Annotated in this window: 16 protein-coding genes and 1 riboswitch; of the genes, 10 read left to right on the top strand and 6 right to left on the bottom strand. The window is 73.6% G+C overall.

The features are described from left to right. Positions 1-9 precede the first annotated feature (9 nt). Positions 10-441: an alternative ribosome rescue aminoacyl-tRNA hydrolase ArfB gene (gene arfB, locus ACFTWP_RS04405; protein ID WP_380262551.1), complete on the top strand. Its 432-nt coding sequence runs from the start codon at positions 10-12 to the stop codon at positions 439-441. Between the two features lie 30 nt (positions 442-471). Here the strand turns inward: arfB and ACFTWP_RS04400 are convergent, their stop codons facing one another. Continuing rightward, positions 472-1,008 carry a flavin reductase family protein gene (locus ACFTWP_RS04400; protein WP_380262549.1) on the bottom strand — a complete coding sequence of 179 codons (537 nt, stop codon included), beginning with the start codon at positions 1,006-1,008 and terminating at the stop codon, positions 472-474. A 385-nt stretch (positions 1,009-1,393) separates the two neighbouring features. Between ACFTWP_RS04400 and ACFTWP_RS04395 the strand changes: the two genes are divergently transcribed. Both ACFTWP_RS04395 and ACFTWP_RS04390 read left to right on the top strand, forming a co-directional pair. Continuing rightward, entirely contained in the window at positions 1,394-3,229 is a 1,836-nt protein-coding gene (locus ACFTWP_RS04395; protein WP_380262547.1) for a diguanylate cyclase domain-containing protein, read from the top strand. A 228-nt stretch (positions 3,230-3,457) separates the two neighbouring features. Further along, positions 3,458-4,408, top strand: coding sequence for a carbohydrate-binding protein (locus tag ACFTWP_RS04390; protein WP_380262545.1), 951 nt, complete (start codon positions 3,458-3,460; stop codon positions 4,406-4,408). Between the two features lie 141 nt (positions 4,409-4,549). On the opposite strand, the gene nagA is transcribed toward ACFTWP_RS04390, so the two are convergent. Together nagA and ACFTWP_RS04380 are read right to left on the bottom strand one after the other, a co-directional pair. After that, positions 4,550-5,725: an N-acetylglucosamine-6-phosphate deacetylase gene (nagA, locus tag ACFTWP_RS04385; protein WP_380262543.1), complete on the bottom strand. Its 1,176-nt coding sequence runs from the start codon at positions 5,723-5,725 to the stop codon at positions 4,550-4,552. A gap of 142 nt (positions 5,726-5,867) precedes the next feature. Further along, positions 5,868-6,821 carry an ROK family protein gene (locus tag ACFTWP_RS04380; protein WP_380262541.1) on the bottom strand — a complete coding sequence of 318 codons (954 nt, stop codon included), beginning with the start codon at positions 6,819-6,821 and terminating at the stop codon, positions 5,868-5,870. Positions 6,822-7,136: 315 nt separating this feature from the next. Between ACFTWP_RS04380 and ACFTWP_RS04375 the strand changes: the two genes are divergently transcribed. Together ACFTWP_RS04375 and ACFTWP_RS04370 are read left to right on the top strand one after the other, a co-directional pair. Continuing rightward, positions 7,137-7,931: a DeoR/GlpR family DNA-binding transcription regulator gene (locus ACFTWP_RS04375; RefSeq protein WP_380262539.1), complete on the top strand. Its 795-nt coding sequence runs from the start codon at positions 7,137-7,139 to the stop codon at positions 7,929-7,931. Between the two features lie 167 nt (positions 7,932-8,098). Further along, on the top strand, positions 8,099-9,367 hold the full coding sequence (locus ACFTWP_RS04370) for an extracellular solute-binding protein (RefSeq protein WP_380262537.1): 1,269 nt from the start codon (positions 8,099-8,101) through the stop codon (positions 9,365-9,367). A 103-nt stretch (positions 9,368-9,470) separates the two neighbouring features. Here the strand turns inward: ACFTWP_RS04370 and ACFTWP_RS04365 are convergent, their stop codons facing one another. After that, a complete protein-coding gene (locus tag ACFTWP_RS04365; protein ID WP_380262535.1) occupies positions 9,471-9,818 on the bottom strand; it encodes a cupin domain-containing protein in 348 nt (115 codons plus the stop codon). 119 nt (positions 9,819-9,937) lie between these two features. On the opposite strand from ACFTWP_RS04365, the gene ACFTWP_RS04360 reads away from it, so the two are divergent. After that, a complete protein-coding gene (locus tag ACFTWP_RS04360; RefSeq protein WP_380262533.1) occupies positions 9,938-10,165 on the top strand; it encodes a DUF3263 domain-containing protein in 228 nt (75 codons plus the stop codon). 77 nt (positions 10,166-10,242) lie between these two features. Further along, positions 10,243-11,103 (top strand): trehalose-phosphatase, encoded by an 861-nt coding sequence (gene otsB / locus ACFTWP_RS04355; protein WP_380262531.1) that lies wholly within the window; start codon positions 10,243-10,245, stop codon positions 11,101-11,103. Here otsB and ACFTWP_RS04350 read toward each other — a convergent pair. Together ACFTWP_RS04350 and ACFTWP_RS04345 are read right to left on the bottom strand one after the other, a co-directional pair. Beyond that, positions 11,087-12,556: a trehalose-6-phosphate synthase gene (locus ACFTWP_RS04350; RefSeq protein WP_380262529.1), complete on the bottom strand. Its 1,470-nt coding sequence runs from the start codon at positions 12,554-12,556 to the stop codon at positions 11,087-11,089. The genes otsB and ACFTWP_RS04350 overlap by 17 nt on opposite strands. 41 nt (positions 12,557-12,597) lie before the next feature. After that, positions 12,598-13,617, bottom strand: coding sequence for a glucosyl-3-phosphoglycerate synthase (locus ACFTWP_RS04345; protein WP_380262527.1), 1,020 nt, complete (start codon positions 13,615-13,617; stop codon positions 12,598-12,600). 179 nt (positions 13,618-13,796) lie between these two features. Then, positions 13,797-13,928: riboswitch (SAM riboswitch) on the top strand. Between the two features lie 17 nt (positions 13,929-13,945). Here ACFTWP_RS04345 and thrC point away from each other — a divergent pair. From thrC to ACFTWP_RS04330, 3 genes are all read left to right on the top strand, one after another. Beyond that, positions 13,946-15,247, top strand: a complete 1,302-nt coding sequence (gene thrC, locus ACFTWP_RS04340) for a threonine synthase (protein WP_380262525.1) — start codon at positions 13,946-13,948, stop codon at positions 15,245-15,247. 29 nt (positions 15,248-15,276) lie between these two features. Beyond that, positions 15,277-15,555, top strand: a complete 279-nt coding sequence (locus tag ACFTWP_RS04335; protein WP_073924017.1) for a MoaD/ThiS family protein — start codon at positions 15,277-15,279, stop codon at positions 15,553-15,555. A gap of 672 nt (positions 15,556-16,227) precedes the next feature. Continuing rightward, complete coding sequence (locus tag ACFTWP_RS04330) at positions 16,228-16,431, top strand: cold-shock protein (RefSeq protein WP_030289665.1); 204 nt, start codon at positions 16,228-16,230, stop codon at positions 16,429-16,431. Positions 16,432-16,710: the final 279 nt, after the last annotated feature.

Genomic DNA, 16,710 nt, shown 5'->3' with positions numbered 1-16,710 from the left:
GATGGGGCCATGCCTGAGCCCATCCGCGTACGGGGATCGGTGGTCGTCCCCGACGCCGAGCTCGTCTGGCGCTTCTCCCGTTCCTCCGGTCCCGGCGGACAGCACGTCAACACCTCGGACACCCAGGTCGAGCTGCGCTTCGACCTGGCCGCCACGGCGGCCCTGCCGGAGGTGTGGAAGCAGCGCGCCCTGGAGCGGCTGGCGAGCCGGCTGGTGGACGGCCGGGTGCTGGTGGTGAAGGCCTCCGAGCACCGTTCGCAGTGGCGCAACCGGGAGGTCGCGGCGGCCCGGCTGGCCTCGCTGCTGGGGGAGGCCACGGCCCCGCCGCCGAAGACCCGGCGGGCGACGAAGCCCAGCAAGGGCATGGTCGAGCGGCGCCTGTCCAACAAGCGGCACCGCGCGGAGCTCAAGCAGGGGCGGCGGCTGCAGCGCGGCGAGTAGCGCGCCGGCCGGCGGCCCGCGCCGGGCGGCTCAGCCGAGCCGGTGGTAGCCGCCGCGGAAGTACAGCAGCGGCCTGCCCCCGGGCTCGGCCACCCGCGCCTCCAGGACCCGGCCGAGCAGCAGGGTGTGGTCGCCGGCGGCTATCCGCTGCTCGGTGCGGCACTCGACGGTGGCCAGCGCCCGGTCGACCAGCGGTGCGCCGCTGAGCGGGCCGCGGTGGTGCGGGGTGTCCGCGAACAGCAGCCGGTCGCTGAGCCGGCCCTTCATCGCGAACCGCGAGCCGAGGGTCTTGTGCTCCTCGCCGAGCAGCGAGACGGCCCAGGTGTCGACCCGGGACAGCACCTCGTCCATCCGGGAGTCCTCGCGGACGGAGATCAGGACGAGCGGCGGCTCCAGCGACACGGACAGGAAGGACGTCGCGGTCATGCCGACGTCCTCGCCCCGCGCCCCTTCCTCCGGGTCGTGGGCGGTCACCAGCGTCACGCCGGAGGCGAGCTGGGACAGGGCGGCCCGGAACTCGTCGGGCGTCGCGAGGGGGGCAGCGGCGGGCTGCGGGGACGGGTACACGTACCGCACGGTAGCCGCCGGGCGGCCCCGGCGGCATCGGGCCCTGGTCGTAGGACCGCAGGACCGGGCCGCCGGCTGCCGCGCGCACCGGCCCGCAGGGGCCCGGCTCACTCCCAGGGGTGAACCGCAGGGCCTGCCGGAGGCGCCGGGGCTTCAGCGGGGGAGCGAAGCGGCCGACCATCTGAAAGGCCGCGATGTAGCGATATGTCCGGTTATTGGATGGATGAGCTGAATAAGGCCGCATAACGATCGTGTGATTTGGGTCACAAGTGGTGCCCTATTGCTGACCGAGAGTGCCGATCGTTGTGCTCCCTGTGATTCAGTTCTTCTGGCAATCGGACGATAACCAATCAAGAACTATCCGAAGCAGCCGGGGAGCCCCCGCATGGAAGCCGAGTCGGAGCCGTACGTCCGCCTGGCGACCCTCCGCACCTTGCACCGGGTCGTGGCGGACCTCAATGCTGCCCGCAGCCTGGCGGGCACCTTGCAGGCCGTGGTCGAGGGCGCGGTGCACGGACTCGGCTTCGACGCGGCCGCGGTGAGCCTGGTGCGCCCCGACGGCGACCTGGTGGTGGCGGCCGTCTGGGAGCTGGAGGAGAGCGCCCTCGGCGGCCCGGCCGTGCTGCTCGGCCAGGTCGGCTCCCGGGAGTCCTGGGACCGGCTGCTCGGCGTCAGCGACCACTGGGGCACCCTGCGCTTCCTGCCCTACGACCGGGGCTGGGCGGTCGGCAGTGACATCCCGCGCTGGACGGGCGACGGCCCGCTGCCCGTCTACACCAACGACTGGCACCCCAGCGACGGCCTGCTCGCCCCGATGTACAGCGCTGGCGGCGACCTGCTCGGCGTGCTCTCCGTCGACCGGCCGCGCAGCGGCAAGCGGCCCGGCGCGTGGACCCGCGAGGCCCTGGAGATGTTCTCCCTGCAGGCCTCCATCGCGATCGGCAACGCCCGTCTGCGGGCCGAGATGCAGCGGGCCCTGGCCCGGCTGGAGAAGGAGCAGCAGGCGCTGAGAGCCAGCGAGGAGAGCTTCCGGCAGGCCTTCGAGTACGCCCCCAGCGGCATGGCCATCACCGAGCTGCACGGTGTCGGCCGGGGCCAGCTGACCCGGGTCAACGACGCGCTCTGTCGGCTGCTCGGCCGCCCCCGCGCCGTCCTGCGCCAGCAGAGCTTCGCCGACCTGGTGCACCCCGAGGACCGCGGCCTGCTGGAGCGCACCAGCGCCGAGAGCGGCCGCGCCGAGCTGCGGCTGTCCCGGCGCGACGGCGGCTACCAGTGGGTCTGCCTGCGCAACTCGGTGGTCGCCGACGCGGCCGAGGGGCCGAGCTTCCTGCTCACGCACGTCGAGGACATCGAGGAGCGCAAGCGGCACGAGTTCCAGCTCGCGCACCGGGCCAGCCACGACGCCCTGACCGGCCTGCCCAACGGCGCCGAGCTCAAGGCCAGGCTGGGCCGCCGGCTGTGCGCCCAGCCGCAGGGGCCGGAGGCGCCGGCCCCGCACGAGGCGGTGGCGTACAGCGGCGCCGGCGCGATCGAGTCGGGGTACGCCGGGGTGATGGGCGCCGGTTCGTACAGCGCGCACAGTGCGTTCGACGGTCTGGAGGGGCTGGAGGGCCTGGGCTCCGGCGCCGCGCCGGCGCACGGCTACGGGCTGCCCGAGGGCCGCGGCGAGCACGCCGCGCACCGCGCCCCCGGCCGCGGCGGGCCCGAGCACGCGCACGCGGTGGTGCCGGCCGACGCGGGCTCCTCCAACGAGATGTGGGTCGGGGCCCTGCGCTCCGGCGGCGCGGCGCAGGGCGACAAGGGCCTCGCGGTGCTCTTCTGCGACCTGGACGGCTTCAAGTCGATCAACGACCGGTTCGGCCACAACGCGGGCGACGCGGTGCTGGTCGAGGTGGCCCGCCGGCTCCAGCAGGTCGTCCGGGAGGGCGACACGGTGGCCCGGCTCGGCGGCGACGAGTTCGTGGTGCTGGCCGACGGCATCGGCCGCGAGGAGGCCAAGGACCTCTCCAACCGGCTGCGGACCGCGATCATCCCGCCGATGCGGATCGACGGCCGGGCGATGCGGGTGGGGGTCAGCCTGGGGATCGGCTGGGCGGGCTGCGGGATGAGCATCGAAGAGGTGCTGCACACCGCAGACGAGCGGATGTACGACGAGAAGCGGGCGCGCGGCGGCGCCGTCCGCGGCGCCCGCGGGGAGCGCTCGCACCGCCGGGCGGGCTGACGCGGCCGGCTCCGTGGACCCGGCCGCACCCCGGCTCGGAGCGCGGCCCGGAGCGCGGCCGGCGGGGTGCCGCTCGGACCGGCCGGCTGCCCGGCCCCGATACCCGGTCGAGGGGCCGCCGTCCAGGGCCTTTTCCCCGCGTCACCTGCGGCAGGTAGGGTTCCCGGGTACGAGCGTCCAACTTTGCGCGCACGGCGTGCCTGCCGTGCGAGGCACTGCGATGGGGAGTTGACCACCGTGACGAGCGCCGGCAACAACGGTTTGCCCGAGGGCCCTGACAGCGGCGCCCCGCAGGACGACGACCCGTTCGGGTACCTCTACCGCCCTGCCGACGGCGCGCCCGCCCAGCAGAACGGCCAGCAGCCCGGTGTCCCGCGCACCTCGTACAACCGGCCGGTCGAGGTCGGTCGCACCCAGTACGGCCAGCCCGCGCACCGCCCGCAGCCGCAGTCCCGCCCGCAGCCCGAGCCGGCCCCGCAGGGCCAGTACCCGGGGCAGCAGCAGTACGGCGGCGAGCTGCCGACCCAGCAGAACCGCTACGCCGAGCGCTCCCGCCCGCAGCCGGGCGAGGAGCGGCCGAGCGGCGGCCGCAGCAAGGGCGCGGTGATCGGCGCGGTGGCCGTGGTCGCGGCGATCGCCGTCGGCGCCGGGATCGCCCTGTCCTCGGGTGATCCGGACGGGAAGGACAAGGCCAAGGGCGCCCAGACCTCGGCGCCGGCGAGCCCGGTGAGCACCGCCACCGCGAGCGCCTCGCCGACCGCCCCGGCGACGGTGGCCGGCGGCCCCACCACCACGGACGCCGGCCAGCTGCAGGGGCAGAACGCCCCGCTGGCCAGCACGGTGAAGGGCGCGAAGTCCGCGGACGGCAGCTACCTGACGCTCCAGCCCGGTGCCTCGGTGACCTGGAAGGGCGAGGTCCCGACCGCGGGCACCTACAAGTTCCTGGTGCACTTCAACAACCCGGGCTCCGACCTCAAGGGGACGGTGAACGTCAACGGCAAGGACCGCGACGGCGGGCTGGACTTCAAGAACTACGCGCCGGGCAACGACCCGACGCAGTCCTGGTACAGCACCTACATCCTGCCGCAGCTGACGGCCGGGTCGAACACCGTCACGGTGACCGCCCCGGCCGGGGGCACCGTCCTGGTCGACCAGATCACGGTCAGCCCCAACGGCTGAGCCGCCGTCGGGCGACGCCGCCGCCCCGAGGACGGGGCCGGCGGCGAGCCGGACGGCAGGGCCGGCGGGCGGTGCGACCGGACGCCGCTGCGCCCGGACCTAAGTGGGCCCGGACCGCAGCGTGCCCGGACGGCGGCGGGCTCAGACCGCGGCGACCGCGGTGAAGCGCTCGGCGCCGGTGACCCACGCGCCCCGGCGCATCACCGCGACCAGCTCGTGGCTCTCGGAGTCGAGGACGACGAGGTCGGCGTTCTTGCCGGCCTCCAGCGAGCCGATCGAGTCGGCGAGGCCCAGCAGGCGGGCCGGCACGGTGGAGAGCGACTCGACGGCCTGGTTCAGGCTCAGCCCGTTCACGGTGACCGAGCGCCGGAAGGCGACGTCCAGGGTGAGGGTGGAGCCGGCGATGGAGCCGCCCTCGACGAGGCGGGCGACGCCGTTCTCGACCCGCACCTGCAGCGGGCCGAGCGGGTAGAGGCCGTCGCCCATGCCGGCCGCGCCCATCGCGTCGGTGATCAGCGCGACCCGGGAGGCGCCGGCCGTGCCGTAGGCGAGGTCCAGCACCGAGGGGTGCAGGTGGATGCCGTCGTTGATCAGCTCGACGGTGACCCGCTCGTCCTCCAGCAGGGCGACGATCGGGCCCGGCGCGCGGTGCTGGATGCCGGGCATCGCGTTGAACAGGTGGGTGGCGACGGTGGCGCCGGCGTCGATGGCCTCCAGCGTCTTGGCGTAGTCGGAGTCGGTGTGCCCGACGGCGGCGATCACGCCGAGGTCGGTCAGCATCCGGACGGACTCCAGCCCGCCGGGCAGCTCCGGTGCCAGGGTGACCATCTTCGCGTGGCCGCGCGCGGCGTCGACCAGCTTGCGCACCAGCGCCGGGTCGGGGTCGCGCAGCAGGTCGGGGCGGTGGGCCCCGCACCGGTGGTGCGAGATGAACGGGCCCTCGAAGTGCACGCCGGCAAGGACGCCGTCCTCCACCAGCTCGGACAGCACGGCGGCCTGGCGGCAGACCTCGTCGATCTCCCCCGTGACGGTGCTGGCGACGGTGGTGGTGGTGCCGTGCGCCAGGTGGGTGCGGGCCGCCGTGAGCGCCTCCTCGGCGATCCCGGAGGCGTACGAGGCGCCGCCGCCGCCGTGCACGTGCAGGTCGACGAACCCGGGGACGACGGTGTAGCCCGTCAGGTCGAGGTCGCCCGGCTCGCGGTCGCCGCCGAAGGCCGACAGGATCGGCCCCTCGACGGTGATCCGGCCGTTGTCGACGACGCCACCGGGCAGGACCAGTCGGGCGCCGGCCAGTGCAGTACGGTCCGCGGCAGTCACGCGGTCACCTCCATGAGTCGGGACGCCTGGTCCCCTTGTTCGAATGCGCGAAGCGCCGTGCCGCCGCTGCCGGGGACCCGCCCGGGAACGGCCTGCGGGCCCCCCGCCGCCACCGGGCCCCGGGGATCGGCGGGGAGCCCGCTCATGCGCGGGCCGGAGGGGTCACCGAGAGCAGGTCCCAGGCGAGGAGGCCCGCGCCCAGTGACGCTGCCGTGTCCTTGAGCATGGCGGGTACCACCAGCGGGGGCATCTGGAAGGTCAGCCGCTCCGTCACCGCCGCGCGCAGCGGGGTGAACAGGGTGTCGCCGGCTTCGGCCAGGCCGCCGCCGACGATCACCGTGGACGGGTCGAGCAGGCTCTGGGCCAGCACGATGCCGTCGGCGAGGGCGTCGATCGCGCGCCGCCAGACCTCGGCCGCCCGCTCGTCCCCGCGGTCGACGGCGTCGGCGCAGGCCGCCGCGTCGGCCTGCGGGTCGCCGGTGGCCTCGGCCCAGGCCCGCGACACGGCGGAGGCCGAGGCGAGGGTCTCCAGACAGCCCCGGGCGCCGCAGCCGCAGGCGGGACCGCCGGGGCGGACCACCACGTGGCCGATCTCGCCGCCGTAGCCGTGGGCCCCGGCCTCGATCCGTCCGCCGATGCCGATGGCGCCGGCGATGCCGGTGCCGAGCGCGATGAACAGGAAGCGGTCGACGCCCCGGCCCGCGCCGAGCCGGCCCTCGGCCAGCCCGCCGGAGCGGACGTCGTGGCCGAGGGCGACCGGCATCGGGGCGCCGTCCGCTCCGGCCAGGCGTTCGCCGAGGAGTTTGCGCAGTGGGAGGTCGCGCCAACCGAGGTTGGCGGAGAACACGGCGATCCCGTTCTTCTCGTCGAGCGTCCCCGGGACGGCGACGCCCGCGGCGAGGGGGTCGCTGCCGAAACGGCTGCGCCCCTCGTCCGCCAGGTCGGCGGCGAAGTCGAGGATGGCGGTGACCACGGCGTCCGTGCCGTGCTCCCGCCCGGTCGGTCGGCGTGCTTCGAACAGCACGGAGCCGTCCTGGGCGAGCAGCGCGGCCTTCATGCCGGTGCCGCCTACATCGAGTGCGATGACGTGCTTCACGGTGGACAGTTTCCTTGGTCAGGTGGAAGAGGTCTAGTCCAGTTGGGCTATTGGTCCGGACCGGTACGAGTGAGATTTGTCGCTGTGGGGGGAGCTCGGGCGATTTGTGGTGACTTGGCGACCCCTTCGAACGCCCCCGGGCTTCGCCGAGCCCCCCGTGCGCCCCCGCCGGTCCGCGGTGCGCCCGTCGAACGGTCGGTGGCTGTCCAGTGAACGGTCGCACGCCCGGGCAGGTCCCGTCGGCGCCGGAATGTGCGAGGCTGGCCCCGCCCGCGTGATCGCGCGCGGCACGGGACGGAGGAGGGGCGGCGGCGCGTGTCCAGGTACGAGCGGTGGAACGCACTGTTGGAGCTGTTGGCCGAGAACGGCCGGCTGGACGTCGAGGAGGCCGCACAGACCCTGGACGTCTCGGCCGCCACCATCCGCCGCGACCTCGACGAGTTGGCCCGCCAGCAGATGGTCACCCGGACGAGGGGCGGCGCCGTGGCGCACAACGTCTCGTACGACCTTCCGCTGCGCTACAAGACGGCCCGGCACGCCGGGGCCAAGCAGCGGATCGGTGCGGCCGCCGCCGCCCTGATCGCGCCCGGCGAGGTGGTCGGGCTCAACGGCGGGACGACCACCACCGAGGTGGCGCGGGCGCTCGCGGTGCGGCCCGAACTGGTCGAGCGCTCCGAGGGGGCGCCGGGCCGGATGCTGACCATCGTCACCAACGCGCTGAACATCGCCAACGAGTTGACGGTCCGTCCCCAGGTGAAGATCGTCGTCACCGGCGGCGTGGCCCGGCCGCAGTCGTACGAGCTGATCGGCCCGCTCGCCCATGCCGTGCTGGACGAACTGACGCTGGACGTCACGGTGTTGGGCGTGGACGCGGTGGACCTTGCGCACGGTGCGACGGCCCATCACGAGGGTGAGGCGAGCGTCAACCGGCTGCTGGCCGAGAAGGCCCGCCGGGTGGTGGTGGTCGCCGACTCCTCCAAGCTGGGCCGCCGGGTCTTCGCCCGGATCTGCGGGTTGGAGCGGATCTCCACGCTGGTCACGGACACCGAGGTGGACGAGGAGCTGGCCGCGTCGTTCACGGAGGCCGGCGTACAGGTGATCACGGCCTGAACCCCGAACGGACGGACGGGTGTTCTGTCCACTATCACCTGATTGTCATTGCGCGTACTGCAACGTGATCCGACACTTCGATAACTACCTCGGGGAGGTCTGGACCTCTGTGAGTCCGGTTTGGGAGTGTTACCGCCAGTCTCCCCCATAGAAGGCGGTACATCGCGGTGAACAGGCGTGCCCACGGGTCCTTCCGGCTGATCGGTTCCGCGGTCGTCGGCGCGCTGCTGCTGAGCGGCTGCGGCGGGGCCTCGGGCTCCGATGTGACGCTGAAGCTGGTCGCCGCCGACTACGGCGACGACGAGGCCACGAGCTCCCGGCCGTACTGGGAGGACCTGGCCCGGCGGTTCGAGACCGCCAACCCCGGCATCAAGGTCAAGGTCGACGTGATCAGCTGGAACGACATCGACAAGCGGGTCGCCGAGCAGATCAAGAGCGGCTCCTCGCCCGACCTCGTGCAGACCGGCGGGTTCGCCGACCAGGTCGCCGCCAAGCGGCTCTACCCCGCCGCGGACGTGCTGTCGATGGAGACCCAGGCCAACATCAGCGAGGGGTTCGCCCACGCCGGCCAGGTGCTGGGCACCCAGTACGGCATCCCGTTCGTCTCGTCCTCGCGGGTGTTCTTCTACAACAAGACGATCTTCCAGAAGGCCGGCATCACCCAGCCGCCCGCCACCTGGTCCGAGCTCAAGGCGGACGCCGACAAGATCAAGGCCAAGGTGCCGGGGGTGACCCCGTACGGGCTGCCGCTCGGGCCCGAGGAGGCCCAGGGCGAGTCGATGATGTGGGCGATGAGCGGCGGCGGGGCGCTCTCCGACGACGTCGGCAACTACAGCATCGACAGCCCCCAGAACCTGGCCACCTTCAGCTGGCTGCGGGCCAACCTGGTCGAGTCCCACCTCACCTACCCGGACCCCGGCACGGTCGACCGCAAGACCGCGTTCGCCGACTTCGCGGCCGGCAAGGTGGCGATGCTCAACGGCCACCCGTCGCTGCTGGGCAAGGCCACCGCCGCCAAGGTCGACTTCGGTACCGCGGCCATCCCGCGCAAGGACGGCGTGGGCCGCACCGGCACCCTCGGGGTGGCCGACTGGATGATGGCCTTCAAGGCCAACGGCCACAAGCTGGAGATCAAGAAGCTGCTCAACTTCGTCTACGCGAAGGAGAACACGCTCGCGTTCGACGAGAAGTACAACCTGCTGCCGGTCACCCAGGACACCCTGGCCGAGATGAGCAGCAACGGTAAGCACGAGGACCTCAAGCAGTTCCTCGCGGTGCTCCCGAACGCCAGCTTCTACCCGCTCGGGGATCCCGCCTGGGAGCAGGTCAGCAGCAAGATCAAGAAGGAGATCGGGCACGCGGCCACGGGCGACGCCAAGCAGGTGCTCGGCGGGCTGCAGGAGGCCGCCGTCGCGGAGGCCAAGCGGGTGCGCTGACCCGGTGCACCGACCCGGTGCACCCACCCCGGGCGCCCGCGACCCCGGGCCCGTACCGGCACGGGTACGGGCCCGGGGCGCGTCAGCGGGGGAGCGGGGCGGGTCAGCCGAGGGTCAGGGCGTACGCCTTGCGCAGGGTCTCGTGCACCGTCCAGGTGGTCCGGTCGCCCGCGTGCAGCACGGCGCAGTCGCCGGGCCCCACCTCCAGCGTCGGGCCGTCCTCGAAGGCGATGGTGGCCCGGCCGCTGAGCACCACGAAGAGCTCGTCGGCCTCGGTGTCGGTGACCACCCCCGGGGTGATCTGCCAGATCCCGCGCAGCTGGCGGCCGTCCTCCGACTCCCAGAGCACCCTCCCGGACACCTCGGGGGTGCCGGAGACGATCTGGGCCGGGTCCAGCGGGTCGGGTTCGAGCTCGGCGGTCGGGATGTGCAGGGCGAAGCTGTCGGTCATGCCCCGACGCTAACCCGCCCGCCGGCCGCGACGGGGGCGCCACAGTGTGTCGGACCGGCGGGGGAGAATGACACCTCGTAGGGCCCGTACGGGCCCGGCCGGACACGGAGGTGAGGGCGATGGCCGAACTCGGAGCACGCGACCTGGCCGTCCTGGCGCTGGAGGCGCGGGCCTGGCGGACGGCGGGCGCCAAGGAACGGGCCATCCGCGAGGAGCTGGGCCTGTCCGGCACCCGCTACTACCAGCTGCTGAACGCCCTGCTCGACCGGCCCGAGGCCCTCGCGCGGGACCCTCTCCTGGTCAACCGGCTGCGCCGGATCCGCGAACGCAAGCGCGAGGCCCGCTGAGGCCGCGACCCGCCCGCCGGGGGAGCCCCCCGCGCGCTGGCCGGTGTGCCGGGCGCGGCCCTGGGTAGGGTCGGACCATGGCCATCACCGAGTTGCCGGAGCCGGTTACCGCTGCTGGACGCGAGGGGCTGGCGGCGCTGCTCGCCGACCCCGGCGGGGCGGTCGCCGCCTTCGACTTCGACGGGACGCTCGCCCCGATCGTGCCCGACCCCGCCCGGGCCCGCGCCCACCCCGGCGCGGCGCCCGCGCTGGCCGCACTGGCCGCCGCCGTGGGCTCGGTGGTCGTGGTGACCGGCCGGCCGGCCGGGCTGGCGGTCGAGTACGGCGGCTTCGCCCGGGTGCCCGGGCTGGTCGTGCTGGGCCAGTACGGCGTCGAGCGCTGGGACGCGGACAGCGGCGAGGTGCGGGCGCCCGAGCCGCACCCCGGTGTCGCGGCGGTCCGCGCACTGCTGCCGGCTCGGCTGGCGGACGCCGGTGCCCGCCCCGGCACCTGGGTGGAGGACAAGGGCCGGGCGCTGGCCGTGCACACCCGCCGCGCCGACACCCCCGAGGCGGCCCTGGAGCTGCTCCGGCAGCCGCTGGCCGCACTGGCCGCCGAGCACGGGCTGATGGTCGAGCCCGGGCGGCTGGTGCTGGAGCTGCGCCCGCCGGGCGTGGACAAGGGGGCGGCGCTGAGCGCCTTCCTGCGCGAGCGCGCGGCCCGCTCGGTGCTGTACGCCGGGGACGACCTGGGTGACCTGGCGGCCTTCGCGGCCGTGGAGAAGGGCCGCTCCGAGGGCGTGCCGGGCCTGCTGGTCTGCAGTGGCGCGGTGGGCGACGCGCCGGTGCGTGAACTCGCCGACCGGGCGGACCTGGTGGTCCCCGGCCCGGCCGGCGTGGTGGAGCTGTTGGAGCTGCTGGTGCGGCGGCTCGGCGGGAGCCTCAGCCCAGTGCGTTGAGCTGGTCGAGGAACCACTGCTGCGGCGGCAGCGCGGTGGCCGCCGCGGCCAGCCGCTTGGTGCGCTCGGTGCGCTCGGCGGCGGGCATGGTGAGGGCGGTGTGCAGTGCCTCGGCGGTGGCGATCACGTCGTACGGGTTGACGCTGATCGCGTCCTCGCCGAGTTCCGCGTGCGCGCCCGCCTCCCGGGACAGCACCAGGGCGCAGCCCGCGTCGGAGACCACGGGGACCTCCTTGGCGACCAGGTTCATGCCGTCCCGGATGGGGTTGACCAGCGCCACGTCGGCCAGCCGGTAGGCCGCCAGGGACCGCGGGAAGTCGTCGTTGACGTGCAGGATCAGCGGCTGCCAGGTGTCGGTGCCGAACTCCTCGTTGATCTCCCCGGCGATCCGCTCGACCGAGGCCGTGTACGCGCGGTACTCGGCCAGGTCGGTCCGCGAGGGGTAGGCGAAGGCGACGTGCACGACCCGGTCCAGCCACTCGGGCCTGGTCCGCAGCAGGTGCCGGTAGGCCAGCAGGCCGCGGACGATGTTCTTGCTCAGCTCGGTGCGGTCCACCCGGACGATCGTGCGGCGCTCGCCCACGGCCGCCCGCAGGGCGGTCAGCCGCTCCTCGACGTCGGGCCGGTGCGAGCGCTCGCGCAGGAAGTCGGCGTCGGCGCCCAGACCGTGCACGCCCAGCGCGGTGGTGCGGCCCGCGTGCGTGACGGTGAGCGCCTCGCGGTCGACCTCGGCGCCGAGCAGGTCGGCGCAGCAGTCCGCGAAGGCGAGCGCCCAGCGGCGGGTCAGGAAGCCGGCCCGGTCGGCGCCCAGGATGCCGGTGAGCACGGCCTCGGCGACGTCGTCCGGCAGCATCCGGTAGTAGTCCGGCGGCGCCCACGGGGTGTGCGAGAAGTGGCCGATCCGCAGGTCGGGGCGGCGGGCCCGGAGCAGCGCGGGCACCAGGGACAGGTGGTAGTCCTGCACCAGGACGGCGGCGCCCGGGGCGGCCTCGGCGGCGAGCGCGTCGGCGAAGGCGGTGTTGTACTCCTCGTACGCCTGCCACTCGGTGCGGAACCCGGCGTCGAAGGCCGGTTCGGTCGGTGTGGCGTAGAGCAGGTGGTGGACGAACCAGAGGGTCGAGTTGGCGACCCCGTTGTAGGCCCGGGCGAAGGTGTCGGGATCGATGTCCAGCATCCGGACGGCCTGTCCGCCGACGTCGTGCCCGGCGCGGTCGAGCCGGCCGTCCGGGGCCTGCCGGGCCGCCGTCCGGTCGGCGTCGCCGAGCGCCGCGCAGACCCAGACCGCCGAGGGGTCGTCGATGGCGGAGAGCCCGGAGACCAGGCCGCCGCCGCCGCGGCGCAGGTCCAGGCCGCCGTCCTCGCGTCGGCTGAAGGACACCGGACCGCGGTTGGACGCCACCAGGACGGGGGCGCTTCCGGTCGTACTCGAACGTGCCGTCGTGAGATCGCCCATGATGGGAACCTTGCCGTGGTCCGGCGCCCCCAAACGTCCCTTCACGCGGTGTGACGGCTCACATACTCCGCGACCGTGTGCATCGGCGGCCGCTCCAGCGCGCCGACCGGGTGGGTGCGGGCGGTGAAGCCCCCGCCGGTCCGGGTGAACTGGGTGAGCAGCGGGTGCACCAGGTCCGCGGAGGCCTTGAGCCGGTGGGTGCGGTCGAGGCGTTCCAGGGCGGTGCGGTAGATGGTCGCGGCCATCCTCCCCAGCGCCTGGCTGTCCTGGTGCCGGTGGTGGCGGACCCCCACGTCGACCTGGGCGAGCGCGTCCAGCCCGGCCGTCTCCAGGGCGTCCACCAGCAGGCCGAGTTCCACGCCGTAGCCGGTGGGGAAGGGCAGCCGCTCCAGCAGCGAGCGCCGGGCCGCGTACTCCCCGCCGAGCGGCTGCACGAAACCGGCGAGTTCCGGCCAGTGCAGGTTGAGCAGCGGGCGGGCGACCAGCTCGGTGACCCGGCCGCCGCCGATCGGGTCGACGGTGCCCTCGCCGGCGCCCGGCAGCTCGTACGGGCGGTCGTACATCGCCTTGACCAGCTGGATGCCCGGATCGGTCAGCAGCGGGCCGACGATCCCCGACACGAAGGCGGGGTCGAACTCGCGCAGGTCGGCGTCCACGAAGCAGACGATCTCGCCCGAGGTGACCAGCAGGGAGCGCCACAGCACCTCGCCCTTGCCGGGTTCGGCGGGCAGCCGGGGGAGTATCGCGTCCCGGTGCACCACCCGCGCGCCGGCGCCGGCGGCGACCTCGGCGGTGCGGTCCGCCGAACCGGAGTCGACCACGACCAGTTCGTCGACCAGCGGGAGACGCTCCATCAGCTCCCGGCGGATCGTCGAGACGATGGCGCCCACCGTGGACTCCTCGTCCAGGGCGGGCAGCACCACGCTGATCGTGCCGGCCCGGCCGGCCGCCTCCTTGGCGGCGAGCAGGTCGCGCACCGGTCGGTCGGCCGCGCTCCAGGACCGGCGGCGCAGCCAGGAGGCCACCTCCGGGAGAAGCGCGGGGGGCAGCTCGGCAGGCACGGCACACTCCTTGGTGGGCGCCCTCGATGGCGCGCGTCGGTGGGGCACTTCGCGTCGGTCGGGCATCTCGCGTGGCGGACGGACCGCTTCACGGTTGACGCCTTCGGATACAGTCTTCGTACAGCGCTTAGACCTTCGCACGCCGGGGTCGCCCGCTGCGCAGGACCACAACTTCACAGAGCTCATCCAGAGGGACTGAGGGAACGGCCCGTCGACGTCCCGGCAACCTTCTCGCACGGCCGTTTCGCGGCCCGGCGGGACAGGTGCCAATTCCGTCCTGTGGCGCGCCCGCGTCACGGGGAAGATGAGGAGAGAGGCCTCCGCCATCATGGCTATCACCGCGACCAACGCTTCCGGCGCCGCAGACGTGACCGACTCCGTCGACCTCGGCCCCGCCATCGCACTCTCCTGTCGCGAGTGCGGCACCCGCTTCCCGCTCGGCCCGAGTTTCGCGTGCCTGGAGTGCTTCGGCCCGCTGGAGATCGCGTACGACTTCGGCTCGGCCGGCGCGGACGAGCTGCGCAAGCGGATCGAGGCCGGCCCGGCGTCGATCTGGCGCTACGCCCCGCTGCTGCCCGTCCCCGCGGACGTCGCCTCCAAGCCGAACCTGAACCCGGGCTGGACCCCGCTGGTGAAGGCCGACAACCTGGGCCGCGAGCTCGGGTTCACCGCGCAGCTGCACGTCAAGGACGACTCGGGCAACCCGACGCACTCGTTCAAGGACCGCGTGGTGGCCTGCGCCATCGAGGCGGCCCGCGCGTTCGACTTCACCACCCTCTCGTGCTCGTCGACCGGCAACCTGGCCGGCGCGGTGGGCGCGGCGGCCGCCCGGGCCGGGTTCAAGTCCTGCGTGTTCATCCCGCACGACCTGGAGCAGGGCAAGGTCGTCATGGCCGGGGTGTACGGCGGCGAGCTGGTCGGCATCGAGGGCAACTACGACGACGTGAACCGCTTCTGCTCGGAGCTGATCGGCGACCCGGCCGGCGAGGGCTGGGGCTTCGTCAACGTCAACCTGCGGCCGTACTACGGCGAGGGTTCCAAGACCCTGGCGTACGAGATCTGCGAGCAGCTGGGCTGGCGCCTGCCGGAGCAGATCGTGATCCCGATCGCGTCGGGCTCGCAGCTCACCAAGATCGACAAGGGGCTGCAGGAGCTGATCAAGCTCGGCCTGGTCGAGGACCGCCCGTACCGGATCTTCGGCGCCCAGGCGGAGGGCTGCTCCCCGGTGTCGGCCGCCTTCAAGGCGGGCCGTGACGTGATCCGCCCGGTCAAGCCGAACACCATCGCCAAGTCGCTGGCCATCGGCAACCCGGCGGACGGCCCGTACGTGCTCGACATCGCCCGTCGCACCGGCGGCGCCGTCGAGGACGTCACCGACGCCGAGGTGGTCGAGGCGATCAAGCTGCTGGCCCGGACCGAGGGCATCTTCGCCGAGACCGCGGGCGGGGTGACCATCGGCGTGCTGAAGAAGCTGGTCGAGACCGGGCAGCTGGACCCGGCGAAGGAGACGGTCGCGATCAACACCGGCGACGGTCTCAAGACCCTGGACGCGGTGGCCGACGCCGGTCTGACCGTGACCATCCGCCCGACGCTGGAGTCCTTCCGGTCGGCCGGCCTCGCGTCCGCCTGATCCCCCATCACGCTAGGAGAGCCACCGCCATGAGCGCCAACGTCCGCATCCCGACCATCCTGCGCACCTACACCGGCGGCGCCGCCGAGGTGGCCGCCGAGGGCGCGACCCTCGCCGAGGTCATCGCCGACCTGGAGAAGAACCACGCGGGCATCGCCGCCCGCGTGCTCGACGACACCGGCAAGCTGCGCCGCTTCGTCAACATCTACGTCAACGACGACGACGTGCGCTTCGCCGAGGGCCTGGCAACCGAGATCAAGGACGGCGCCAGCGTGTCGATCATCCCCGCGGTGGCCGGCGGCTGCTGACCGCCCCCGCCGCCCGCGCCGGCACCCGCCGGCGCGGCCCCGCAGGTCCCGTCCGCCGGGCCGCTCCGTCCCGCCTTCCCCGGTCGCCCCGGGAGGGCCGGCGGGGCGCCGGTGGACCGAGCCGCCTTCGTGTCCGGAATTCAATTCTCCGGTCGTGAAGGCGGCTCGCCGCGTTGGGGTGGGAATTCGGCCGTCCGAGGCGGAGTAAAGTGTCGGACAGCTGATGACCGGGCCCCCTCCCCCGCCAGCCGATCGCCGCCCCCGTGGGCGCCCCGCACGTTCGTGTCCCGTCCGGCCGCTGAGACCGGCTCACATGTCGTGCCCGTGAAAGATGTCAGGCAGGCGTCAGAATTCCGGCCGCTATTTGCGGCATTCGTCCGCTATGCCCGGCGTGATATGCCGAATTTCTCCGCATGCATCCCGTATTGCGCCTCGACGGCTGCCGCGAATTCCCGCTGGCTGGGCCTGTTGCAGAGGGCTTCGATACGGATACATTCAGCCGCGATCGACGCATTCACCCGCTCGACGACCACCGTCCGGTGGCCCATGGCGGGCGGCTGCGGCGTGCACGGCTGCGCTCAGGGGGGGTTCCCCGGGCCGGCCTCAAACCAGACCCGGGCCCGCGACCTGCGGGATCCGTGAAGGGCCAGCACAGCACTAGGGGAGTTCGGAATGGCTCAGGGCACCGTCAAGTGGTTCAACGCGGAGAAGGGCTACGGCTTCATCGCGGTCGACGGTGGTGCGGACGTGTTCGTCCACTACAGCGCGATCCAGATGGACGGCTACCGCACCCTCGAGGAGGGCCAGCGGGTCGAGTTCGAGATCTCCCAGGGACAGAAGGGCCCGCAGGCGGACATGGTCCGCGCGGCGGTCTGACCCTTCCGGACCCAGGAGCCTCGGCTCGGCCCACGGGCTGGTGATCCGCTTCGACCGACGGGCCCGTACGACGTGAGTCGTACGGGCCCGTCGGCATGTCCGGCCCGGGTCGTGCGTATCGGAGGCGTCGGCGGGCGGCCCGGCGGGCGGCGGGGGCCGCGGGAGCGGCGCGGGCGGGGCGACGCGCCCGGCCGGATCGTGGGTGGGGCTTGCACTCGCCATGCCGGAGTGCTAATCATTGGCGTTAGCACTCACAGCTTGAGAGTGACAACGGACCGG

This window comes from Kitasatospora sp. NPDC057015, from assembly GCF_042673745.1.
Classification (GTDB): domain Bacteria; phylum Actinomycetota; class Actinomycetes; order Streptomycetales; family Streptomycetaceae; genus Kitasatospora.
This window is presented reverse-complemented; position numbering and strand designations above follow the sequence as displayed.

What these genes read in the sequence shown, in the direction of transcription:
- arfB (WP_380262551.1), top strand. Translation starts at nt 10, where the DNA reads ATGCCTGAGCCCATCCGCGTACGGGGATCGGTGGTCGTCCCCGACGCC.
- ACFTWP_RS04395 (WP_380262547.1), top strand. Translation starts at nt 1,394, where the DNA reads ATGGAAGCCGAGTCGGAGCCGTACGTCCGCCTGGCGACCCTCCGCACC.
- ACFTWP_RS04365 (WP_380262535.1), bottom strand. Translation starts at nt 9,818, where the DNA reads ATGACCGACAGCTTCGCCCTGCACATCCCGACCGCCGAGCTCGAACCC.
- ACFTWP_RS04360 (WP_380262533.1), top strand. Translation starts at nt 9,938, where the DNA reads ATGGCCGAACTCGGAGCACGCGACCTGGCCGTCCTGGCGCTGGAGGCG.
- otsB (WP_380262531.1), top strand. Translation starts at nt 10,243, where the DNA reads ATGGCCATCACCGAGTTGCCGGAGCCGGTTACCGCTGCTGGACGCGAG.
- ACFTWP_RS04350 (WP_380262529.1), bottom strand. Translation starts at nt 12,556, where the DNA reads ATGGGCGATCTCACGACGGCACGTTCGAGTACGACCGGAAGCGCCCCC.
- thrC (WP_380262525.1), top strand. Translation starts at nt 13,946, where the DNA reads ATGGCTATCACCGCGACCAACGCTTCCGGCGCCGCAGACGTGACCGAC.
- ACFTWP_RS04335 (WP_073924017.1), top strand. Translation starts at nt 15,277, where the DNA reads ATGAGCGCCAACGTCCGCATCCCGACCATCCTGCGCACCTACACCGGC.
- ACFTWP_RS04330 (WP_030289665.1), top strand. Translation starts at nt 16,228, where the DNA reads ATGGCTCAGGGCACCGTCAAGTGGTTCAACGCGGAGAAGGGCTACGGC.